At 74.0% G+C, this 9,923-nt stretch carries 8 protein-coding genes and 1 pseudogene; 6 read left to right on the forward strand and 3 right to left on the reverse strand.

Annotation, left to right across the window (positions count from 1 at the left end; genetic code table 11):
* Positions 1 to 2: 2 nt before the first annotated feature.
* Complete coding sequence (locus tag ACOTKD_RS28805; RefSeq protein WP_424891901.1) at positions 3 to 929, reverse strand: sugar phosphate isomerase/epimerase family protein; 927 nt, start codon at positions 927 to 929, stop codon at positions 3 to 5.
* Between the two features lie 177 nt (positions 930 to 1,106).
* Here ACOTKD_RS28805 and iolC point away from each other — a divergent pair.
* The 3 genes and pseudogenes from iolC to ACOTKD_RS28820 form a co-directional block, all read left to right on the forward strand.
* Positions 1,107 to 2,108 (forward strand): annotated as a pseudogene (gene iolC / locus ACOTKD_RS28810) (5-dehydro-2-deoxygluconokinase); the annotation flags it as partial.
* A gap of 425 nt (positions 2,109 to 2,533) precedes the next feature.
* Entirely contained in the window at positions 2,534 to 3,412 is an 879-nt protein-coding gene (locus ACOTKD_RS28815; RefSeq protein ID WP_424891902.1) for a Cgl0159 family (beta/alpha)8-fold protein, read from the forward strand.
* Positions 3,413 to 3,586: 174 nt separating this feature from the next.
* On the forward strand, positions 3,587 to 4,264 hold the full coding sequence (locus ACOTKD_RS28820) for a ScbR family autoregulator-binding transcription factor (RefSeq protein ID WP_424891903.1): 678 nt from the start codon (positions 3,587 to 3,589) through the stop codon (positions 4,262 to 4,264).
* Between the two features lie 74 nt (positions 4,265 to 4,338).
* Here ACOTKD_RS28820 and ACOTKD_RS28825 read toward each other — a convergent pair whose 3' ends face one another.
* Entirely contained in the window at positions 4,339 to 5,322 is a 984-nt protein-coding gene (locus ACOTKD_RS28825; protein ID WP_424891904.1) for a sensor histidine kinase, read from the reverse strand.
* A 644-nt stretch (positions 5,323 to 5,966) separates the two neighbouring features.
* Complete coding sequence (locus ACOTKD_RS28830) at positions 5,967 to 6,662, reverse strand: ScbR family autoregulator-binding transcription factor (RefSeq protein ID WP_424891905.1); 696 nt, start codon at positions 6,660 to 6,662, stop codon at positions 5,967 to 5,969.
* Positions 6,663 to 7,111: 449 nt separating this feature from the next.
* Here ACOTKD_RS28830 and ACOTKD_RS28835 point away from each other — a divergent pair, with 449 nt between their 5' ends.
* The 3 genes from ACOTKD_RS28835 to ACOTKD_RS28845 form a co-directional block, all read left to right on the forward strand.
* A complete protein-coding gene (locus ACOTKD_RS28835; protein ID WP_424891906.1) occupies positions 7,112 to 8,026 on the forward strand; it encodes a response regulator transcription factor in 915 nt (304 codons plus the stop codon).
* 252 nt (positions 8,027 to 8,278) lie between these two features.
* A complete protein-coding gene (locus ACOTKD_RS28840) occupies positions 8,279 to 9,793 on the forward strand; it encodes an acyltransferase domain-containing protein (protein WP_424891907.1) in 1,515 nt (504 codons plus the stop codon).
* 7 nt (positions 9,794 to 9,800) lie between these two features.
* Positions 9,801 to 9,923, forward strand: a 123-nt coding sequence (locus ACOTKD_RS28845) for a biotin carboxylase N-terminal domain-containing protein (RefSeq protein ID WP_146166841.1), incomplete at its 3' end; no start/stop codon positions are given.

A 9,923-nucleotide genomic window follows, 5' to 3' on the forward strand; every position in this document is an offset into this window, starting at 1 on the left:
CTTCAGAGGCCGCAGCCGCGCAGGAAGCCCCGCGTGCGCCGCGCGATGGGCAGGGGACGGTCCGGCGGGCACGGGTACATGTCCTGTTCCACGATGGCGAACAGGTCCGCGTCCAGCCGGGAGGCCGCGGCGAGGACGGGTTCCAGCGCGGGAACGCCCCGCGGCGGCTCGCACATGACGCCCTGCCGGACGGCGGGCCCGAAGGCCGTCCCCTTGGCGAGGACGTCCGCGAGGACCTCCGGGTCCACCTGCTTGAGGTGGAGGTAGCCGATCCGCTCCCCGTACGTCTCGATGAGCCTGACGCTGTCGCCGCCGCAGTACGCGTAGTGCCCGGTGTCCAGGCACACGGAGACCAGCGACGCGTCGGTCGCGTCGAGGAAGCGCTCGACGTGCGCCTCGGTGTCGAGGTGGGTGTCGGCGTGCGGGTGGACGACGATCCCGAGCCCGTAGCGCTCGCGGACCTCGCGGGCGAGCCGCTCCATGCCGGCGGTGAGGTGCCGCCACTGATCGGCGGTCAGCTCCGGGTCCTCGACGATCTCGGCGGTCCTGTCGTCGCGCCAGAAGGAGGGGATGACGACGAGGTGGCGCGCCCCCATCGCGGCGGTGAGCTCCGCGACCGGCGCGACGTGCGCCCACGTCGCCCCCCAGGTGCCGGGACCGCGGTGCAGCGCGGTGAAGACGGTGCCGGCGGAGACCGTGAGGCCGCGCCGCTGCGTCTCGTCGCGCAGCCGGGCCGGGTCGGTGGGCAGATAGCCGTACGGGCCCAGCTCGATCCACTCGTAGCCCGCGTCGGAGACCTCGTCCAGGAACTGCCGCCACGGGAGCTGGGCCGGATCGTCGGCGAACCAGACGCCCCAGGAGTCGGGGGCGGAGCCGACCCGGATCCGGTGCCGTGAGGGGACGTTCGCGGTCGCGTCGGGAGCGGGCATGGTGCTCTCCTCGGGCGAGGGAGGGGCTGGGCTTTGCCCGTAGCTTTCCCGCGGTGCGGGGGAGTGTCAAGACTACGTCCTGACATACGGACGTAACGTCAAGATGTCTTCCGCTCACGTCTATATGTAAGGACAATGACCGAGCCGGTCCGAGCCGAACCCTCAGGAAGGGCGCCGATGAGCCACCCGAGTGCGCGTACGTCTTTCGACCTGATCACCATGGGCCGGGTCGGCGTGGACCTGTACCCCCTCCGGACCGGCGTGCCGCTGTCCGAGGCCGAGACCTTCGGCAAGTTCCTGGGCGGCTCGCCCGCGAACGTCGCGGTCGCCGCGGCGCGGCTCGGCCGGAGCGCGGCGCTCATCAGCCGCACCGGCGCGGACCCCTTCGGCGACTACCTCCACGACGCGCTGCGCGGCTTCGGCGTGGCCGACCGGTGGGTGACGCCCGTCGCCGCCTACCAGACGCCCCTGACGTTCTGCGAGGTCTTCCCGCCGGACGACTTCCCGCTCTACTTCTACCGCCGCCCCAAGGCGCCCGACCTGGAGATCCACGCGGACGAGCTGGACCTCGGCGCGATCCGGGCCGCCCGGATCTTCTGGGCGACCGGCACCGGCCTGTGCGAGGAGCCCAGCCGGACCGCGACGCTGGCCGCGCTCGCGGCGCGCGGGCGGCGCGGCGTCACGGTCCTCGACCTCGACTGGCGGCCGCTGTTCTGGGGCGGCGAGGGCGGCGCGTCCGGGCACGGCGGGCGTACGGGGCCGGCCGCCATGGCCGCCGCCCGGCCGCACTACGCCGCGGCCCTCGCCCACGCCACCGTCGCCGTCGGCAACGCCGACGAGTGCGAGGTCGCCACGGGCGAGCGCGCGCCGCGGCGGGCGGCGCGGGCGCTGCTGGACGCCGGCGTCGAACTCGCCGTGGTCAAACGGGGACCCGAGGGCGTCCTCGCCGTCCACCGCGACGGGACGGCGGCGGAAGTGCCGCCCGTGGAGGTGGAGGTGCTCAACGGCCTCGGCGCGGGCGACGCCTTCGGCGGCGCGCTGTGCCACGGCCTGCTGGCCGGCTGGCCCCTGGAGCGGACCCTCCGGTTCGCCAACGCGGCGGGGGCGCTGGTGGCTTCACGCCTGTCGTGCTCGGAGGCGATGCCGACGGGGGAGGAGATCGAGGAACTGCTGGCCCGGGGACGCGTTGCGCCTCGCGGCGGGTCTGGCGGGTCTGGCGGGTCTGGCGGGTCTGGCGGGTCTGGCGGGTCTGGCGGGTCTGGCGGGTCTGGCGGGTCTGGCGGGTCTGGCGGGTCTGGCGGGTCTGGCGGGTCTGGGGCGCTCGTCGGACCCGGCGGCGCGGGCCGCCCCGGCGGGGCCGGTGAACCCGGGGGGCCCTGGAGGTCCGACGCTCCCGACGGATCCATCGAGCCCGGCGGCTCCGGTGGCTCCGGTCCGGCCCGGTCTCCCGGCGGGCCCGGTGCCGTACGGCCGCCTGGCGGGCCCGGTGTTCCCGGCGTCTCCCGGCCGGGAACCCGGCCGTCCGGTCCGGAGGGCGCCCCGTCCCGCGCCGACGCCGGCACGGGCCCGTCCGGCGAGGACCCCCGTACGGAGGCCCCCCGGTCATGACCGTGCGCATCGCCGATCTGTCCCGCATCCGCAGCCGGCACCCCGAGGCCATCGCCGAAGCCGCCGCGCGGCGGCTCCGGCGGCCGTTGCTCGGGGAGAGCGGGCGGCTGATGGTCATCGCGGCGGACCATCCCGCACGCGGCGCTCTCGCCGTCGGTGACCGGCCGCTCGCCATGGCGGCCCGGCCCGACCTGCTGGAGCGGCTCTGCCTCGCGCTGTCGCGGCCCGGTGTCGACGGGGTCCTGGCCTCCGCGGACATCCTGGACGACCTGCTGCTGCTCGGCGCGCTGGAGGGCAAGGTCGTCATCGGGTCCATGAACCGCGGCGGGCTCGCCGGCGCGGCCTTCGAGATGGACGACCGCTTCACCGGGCCGCGCGCGGAGGACCTGGCCGCGCTCGGCTTCGACGCCGGGAAGCTGCTCCTGCGCATCGACCCCGGCGACCCCGGCTCGCTCAGGACCCTGCACGCGGCCGCCCGCGCCGTCGACGAGATGGCCGCCCGGCGGCTGCCGGTCTTCATCGAGCCGTTCCTGTCCCGCCGGGCGGGCGGCCGCGTCGTCAACGACCTCGGCGCCGACGCCGTCACGCGGGCGATCGCCATCGCCTCCGGGCTGGGCGGGACGTCCGCGTACACGTGGCTGAAGGTGCCGGTGACGGAGGACCCCGCGGACATGGAACGGGTGATGGAGACGTCGACATTGCCGGCGGTGCTGCTGGGCGGGGACGTGGGCGGCGACCAGGACGCGGCGTACGAGCGCTGGCGGTCGGCGCTGCGCCTGCCGACGGTGCAGGGGCTGGTGGCGGGCCGGTCGCTCCTCTACCCCGCCGACGGGGACGTGGCACGGGCCGTGGACACGGCGGTGGGGCTGCTGTGACGAGGGTCGGCTGACGTGACGATGTTTGGCTGCTGTGACGACGTTCGGCTGCTGTGACGACGGTCGGGTCGCCGTTTCGCCGCATGTAAGATACGTACTGCACGGTATTTATTTTTGTCGGCTTCATTTGCGGCATTTATCTGACGGCGGCGCTGGGCAGCACGGAGGTTCCTCGTGGCGAAGCAGGAGCGGGCGGTCCGCACGCGACGCCTGATCCTGGAAGCGGCCGGTGCCGTCTTCGACGAGTTCGGCTACGAGTCCACGACCATCGCGCAGATCCTCGCGCGCGCGGGCGTGACCAAGGGAGCCCTGTACTTCCACTTCGCTTCCAAGGAAGAGCTGGCCCGCGGGGTCCTGGACCAGGCGCTGACCATCGAGGGCATCCTGCCGCAGGAGTCCAGGCTGCAGGAGTGGGTGGACGTGGGCATGGTCCTCGCCCACCGCCTGCCCGGCGAGCCGCTGTTGAGCGCCTCCATCCGGCTCTCCGCCGACCGCAAGGCCCGTGACCTGTTCGGCACTTCCTGGCCCGCCTGGATCGACTTCATCGCGGGGCAGCTGGCCGAGGCCAAGGCGCAGGGCGAGGTCCTGCCCCACGTCGACCCCGGCCCGACGGCGACCCTCTTCGTCGGGGCGTGGACGGGCGTGGAGATCCTCGCCACCGCGCACGGCGAGAGCGGTGCCCTGGAGAAGCGCATCGCCCTCCTCTACGACACCTTCCTGCCCGGCATCGCCGTTCCCGGCGCGCTGCGGAACCTCGACACCGCTCCCGACCGCGGGGCCCGCGTCTGGAAGGCCCACCAGGCGCAGCGCGAGGCCCGAAGCCCAAAGGAAGCCGCAGCCGTCACCGCCTGAACGCCGGCGCCACCGCCCGGGCACCGCCTGAGCCGTCGGCCACCGCTGAGCCGCCGGCCCGCCCGGAGCGCGCCTCAGGCGCGCGCCAGCAACGGCACGTGGATGCTCACCCGGGTCCCCTCACCCGGGGTGCTCTCCAGCGTCACCCGGCCGCCGATGTCCTCGATGCGCTCGCGCACCCAGCGCAGGCCGCCCGCCGCCGGGGCCGACATGACGCGCGCCGCGTCGAATCCGGGCCCGGTGTCCTCCACCCGGGCGTGGGCCCAGCGCCGCGTCACCCGCGTCGTCACCTCCACCGCCGCGCCCGGGGCGTGCACGAAGCTGTTGCTCAGGCATTCGCGCAGGGACCAGAAGAGCTCGCGCCGGGAGGCGTCCGACAGCAGCGACTCGTCCCCCGTGGCGGCCACGGACACCGGAGTCCCGGGCGTGACCTGCGCGGCGAACTCCTCGACGGCCCGTGCCAGCGGCGGCAGTTCGGCCGCCAGGCGCAGCTCCCCGACCAGCTCCCGCGACCGCCCGAGCGCCTCGCGCACGAGCTTCCCGGCCGCCTGTGCCTCCCCGGCGCCGGGGGACTCCAAGTGACGCAGGGCCAGGGTGAGCGAGGTCCCGAGCTGGTCGTGGATCTCCCGCGCCAGCCGCCGCCGCTCTCTCCAGACCTCGTCGTCCCGCCCCGCGGCGGCGCTGCCGCCGAGCAGCCCCACCACCCTCGCCGCGCGGCGCGCGGTCCCCGCCCCCCGCGGGTCGCCGGACGCCAGCACCTCCTGGAGCGCGCACTCCAGCAGCAGGCCCGCGGCCGCTTCCGGGATCCGGGTGTCCGCGCGCAGTGCCGCCGGCGCCCGCCAGGCGTCCGCGGGCACCCGGCCGCCCCGCTCGGCGGCGGCCTCCGCCGCGGCCAGCACGCACCGCGCGTGCAGGGCGAGGGAGGAACGCAGGGTGGGCGCATCACACCCGAGCTCCTCCAGGACCTCCGGCAGGGCCGCCTCGTAGCGGCGCATCACCGCACCCGCGTCCACGCCCAGGGCACTCCCGGACGCGGGGCGCCGCTGGGCGGGCACCATGGGCACCACCTGTCCGGGTGCGTGCTGTCGTACCCCGTGCGCTCCGTGCGCTCCGTGCGCTCCGTGCGCTCCGTGTGACCCGTGCGCCCGGTGAGGACCGAGGGAAGAGACGGCCGAACGGCCCAGCCCCTCCTGGAGGGCCGACGTGAAGCCGTTCCCCACGACGGCCTCCAGCAGGGCGAACCCCGACCGGCCGGCATGTCCCGCTGAGCTGTCCGCGATTCCCACATGTCCCCCACGTGTGCGTCGATCCGACACCGGGGACGTTAACAAACCGGTCATCCTGTTTGTCAACAGCCCTCGTGAAGGTGGTGAGTGATTCGTGGGGGAGATGTGAGGGTTCCACCCCACTCGCCGGACCGACATAACGGACCTACGGTGGACAGAAAAACCGGATCATCGGTATTCGAGGGTGGCGGTGCGTCGATTTTCCGCCATGCGATTCCCGCCCGTGGGCACGTGACAGGGCCGTACGGAGCGGCCGGCCCGGTCCCCCTCCGGTGGCCGGCCGCTCCGTACGGCCCTGCTCGGGTCTGAGTCTGATCTCCCGTCGGTTCCGCCCGCGGTCCGCCCGCGGTTCCGTCCGTGGGTCCGTCCGCGGTTCTTCCGCCGGTGTCCCGTCGATGTCCCGCCGGGTTGCCCCGTCAGCCGCCCGGCGACTCCCGCGCCGCGTCCTCCCGCCCGACCGGAGCGGGGGCGGCGCCGCTGCCGGCGGCGCTGAGCGCGGACTCCGTCCCGGCGGGCTCCAGCCGCGCCAGGGTCTCCGGGGTGGCCAGCCGGGGCAGCAGCGCGCGCCACAGGCTGGACAGCGTGGGCCGGGAGAGCCACTCGCGGTCGCGCCGCGCGAGCCCTTCGAAGCCGATCGTCGCCCCGATGATCGTCGCCGTCATGTCCTCGGCCGAGGCGCCCGCGAGGATCGTGCCCTCCTTCGCGGCCCGCGTCAGGTACCGTCGCACGCACTCCAGCCACTCCTGCAGCAGGTCGGTCTCGGCGGCGTGCGAGGTGCGGGAGTTGAGGTGGAAGCCGGCCCGTACGACGACGTCCCAGCACAGCTGCTGCGCGAACGCGTGCGAGGTGTCGACCAGGGCCTGCAGGGCGCAGGGGCTGCGGCGGTGGACGCGGCGGGCGACGGCGTGCAGGATGCGCGCGGCTTCCGTCTCCACCGCCGCGGCCATGGCCGCCTTGGTGTCGAAGTGGAAGTGCAGCGCGCCCGTGCTCACGCCGGCGCCGGCGCTGATGCCGGCGAGCTTGGCCCGGGTGTAGCCGTGCTGGTCGAACGCCTGGGCCGCGGAGCGGATCAGGGCGTGACGGGTGTTCATGGCCCGTTCCTGCTTGGTCATGGCCGGCCCTTGGGGCAGTGCGTTCCGGTGGTGTGCGCGGAGCCGCCTGAAGCCGCGCTGAGCTGCACGAACGTACGAACGTGGAGGGGGGACAACGTCATGAGAACCATGAAACCAACTAACTGGTTTTATTTCTAGCTCGCTGCTGTCCGAATGTGTGGGATATGCCCCTGTATCTCAGGGTAATTAACCGGATTCTCCTCCTGTTTGCCGCGCATCCCGGTCGGATTGGCCCGCCCTGCGAATGATTCGAAGGGGGTCCCGATCCCCCTGGGGAAGCGGCTGTTGGCTGGATGGTGCGGCTACGGATGAGGTGTCCGGTGGGTGTGGCCGAGTGTCGCCCCTCGTCGATGGTCAAGACCTTTGACAAACCAGCAGTCCGGTTTGTAATCTCGCGTTGAACGGTCGGCTAGCGGCCCCAGCGCCGCGCGACAGTGCAGGAGCAGCGGATGAACCAGCAAGCCACCACCACCTCTCTCGACCCCCACATACGCCGGACGCCACCACCACCGCGCGTTCCCCGGCCGCGCTCCGGCTCCAGTCCGGCCGCGCCGGCCGGTCCGGCGGGCCGCGGCGGCCAGGGCGGCCGGACCGGCCGGGCCGAAGGCGTCCGGGCGGAGGACACCCTGCGCGTCCTGGTGGTCGAGAGCGACGCGCGCGCCGCCGAGACCCTGGTCCACGGGCTGCGCCGGCACGGGTACGACACGTCCACCGCCGGGACCGGGAGCAAGGCCCTGGAGACCTACGGCGAGGCGGACCTCGTCCTCCTCGACCTCGAACTGCCGGACCTCGACGGCCTGGAGATCTGCCGCGCCATCAGGGCCGCCAGCGACATCCCCGTCATCGCCGTCACCGCCCGCGCCAGCGAGCTCGACCGGGTGCTGGGCCTGCAGGCCGGCGCCGACGACTACGTCATCAAGCCCTACGGCTTCCGCGAGCTCATGGCTCGCATCGAGGCCGTCATGCGCCGCGCGCGCCCCCAGGGCCGCGACCGCACCGCCGCCCGGCTCATCACCGCCGGCCCGCTCACCATCGACGCGGGAACGCGCGAGGTCCGCCTCGGCGGGCGCCGCATCGAGGTCACCCGCAAGGAATTCGACCTCCTCCGTCTCCTCGCCTCGCAGCCGGAGAAAGTCATTTCCCGCAAGGAGCTCATGACGCAGGTGTGGGACGACAACTGGTCCCGGCCCGGGCGCACCATCGACACCCACGTCAGCAGCCTGCGCGGCAAGCTCGGCTCCGCCGACTGGATCATCACCATCCGCGGTGTCGGATTCCGCTTCGGGCACCTCGGGAACACCGACCGGAATTCCCCGGAAAACGCATCGGAGGCGCAGCTCGGCACAGCTCTGACGATCGCCTGACACAGTTCACCAAGGTCTGATGGGGGATACCTTGACGGTCAGTCACCAATTCCAGATGCTTTTCGCACGGCAACGAAGCCGCAGCGACGGGGAACGGGAAATCACCCGAGGATTTCCTGCCCGCCCCACCTTCCGGCCACCCGTTTCCGCCCCACGCACCGCTGCGCATCCCGCGGCCCCGGCGCTCCGTACGCCGGCCGCGGTGACGACCACGGTGCCCGCGGCGCCCCTTCCGTCCGCCCGCACGCTGCCATGACGCGTACCGCGGGCTCCCGCACGGCCGACGACCTGGAATTTCCCGACGACACCGCGAGGCAGGCCTCCATGGACCACGCACCCTCCGGCGCCACCACACTGGAGCGCCCCGTACCGCCCGAAGCAGTCCCCGCCCCGCTGCCCCTCGTCCTCTCCGCAGGCACCGAGGAGGAACTGCGCACCCGCGCCGCGGCGCTGCGCGACCTCCTCGCCGGCACCGGCACCACGGACACGACCGGCACCGGCACGACGGACACGACCGGCACCGCCGGCGCCCCGGACCCGGCGTCCGCGGCGCTCGCCCTGGCCTCCCGCGGCAGCGACGGCCCCCACCGCGCCGTCCTCCTCGTCACCGGCCGCGACGACGCCCTGAGCGGCCTGGACGCCCTCGCCGCAGGCGGAGCCGCCCCCGGCCTGACCACCGGCACCGTCCAGGAGGGCGACCTCGCCTTCCTCTTCACCGGACAGGGTGCCCAGCGCCCCGGCATGGGTGCCGGACTGCGCGCCGCGTTCCCCGTCTTCGCCGAGGCCTTCGACGAGGTCTGCCACGTCCTCGACCCGCACCTGCCGCGCCCCCTGCGCGAGGTGATCGACAGCGGCGACGCGGACCTCCTCAGCCGCACCGAGTACACGCAGCCCGCGACCTTCGCCGTCGAAGTGGCCCTGTACTGGCTGCTGGAGAGCTGGGGCGTGCGCCCCGACGTCCTCGCCGGGCACTCCATCGGCGAGATCGCCGCCGCCCACGCCGCCGGGGTGCTGTCGCTGCAGGACGCCGCGCGCCTCGTGGCCGTACGCGGCCGCCTGATGCAGGCCCTGCCCGCCGGGGGCGTGATGACCGCCGCCCTCGCCTCCGCCGCCGACGTCGCGCCCCACCTGGAGGGCCGCACGGCCACCGCAGGCATCGCCGCCGTCAACGGCCCCACCTCCGTGGTCCTGGCGGGCGCCGAGCGGACCGTCGGGGAGATCGCCGCCGAGCTGGCCGCTGCCGGCCGCAAGACCCGCGGCCTGCCCGTCAGCCACGCCTTCCACTCGCCGCTGATGGAACCCGTCCTCGACGACTTCCGCGCCGCCATCGAGGGCATCGCCTTCCACAGCCCGCGCATACCGCTGGTCTCCACCGTCACCGGCCTGCCCGTCGCGCCCGACGAGATGTGCACGCCCGGCTACTGGGTCGACCACATCCGCGCGACCGTCCGCTTCGCCGACGCCATGGCCACCCTGGAGGCCCGGGGCACCACCACCTACCTGGAGGTCGGCCCCGACGCCATCCTCACCAGCATGGGCAAGTCCTGCCTGACCCCCGGCCGCCCGGCGGCACTGCTGCCCACCGTGCGGCGCGCCAAGCCCGAGGCGCCCACGCTGCTGGCCTCGCTCGCCCAGGCCCACGTCCGCGGCGCCCACGTCGCGTGGAGCGCCTGCTTCGCCGGCACCTCCGTGCGCCCCGCGGAGCTGCCCGCCCACCTCGTCCCCGCCGAAACCCCTCTGGCCCCTCCGGCCCCTCTGGAGAAGTGAACTCATCGTGCGCAAGGTGCTCATCGCCAACCGTGGCGAAATCGCTGTCCGCGTTGCTCGCGCGTGCCGGGATGCCGGGATTGCCAGTGTGGCGGTCTACGCGGATCCGGACCGTGACGCGTTGCATGTC

The organism is Streptomyces sp. XH2 (genome assembly GCF_049725035.1).
GTDB classification, from domain to species: domain Bacteria; phylum Actinomycetota; class Actinomycetes; order Streptomycetales; family Streptomycetaceae; genus Streptomyces; species Streptomyces roseoverticillatus.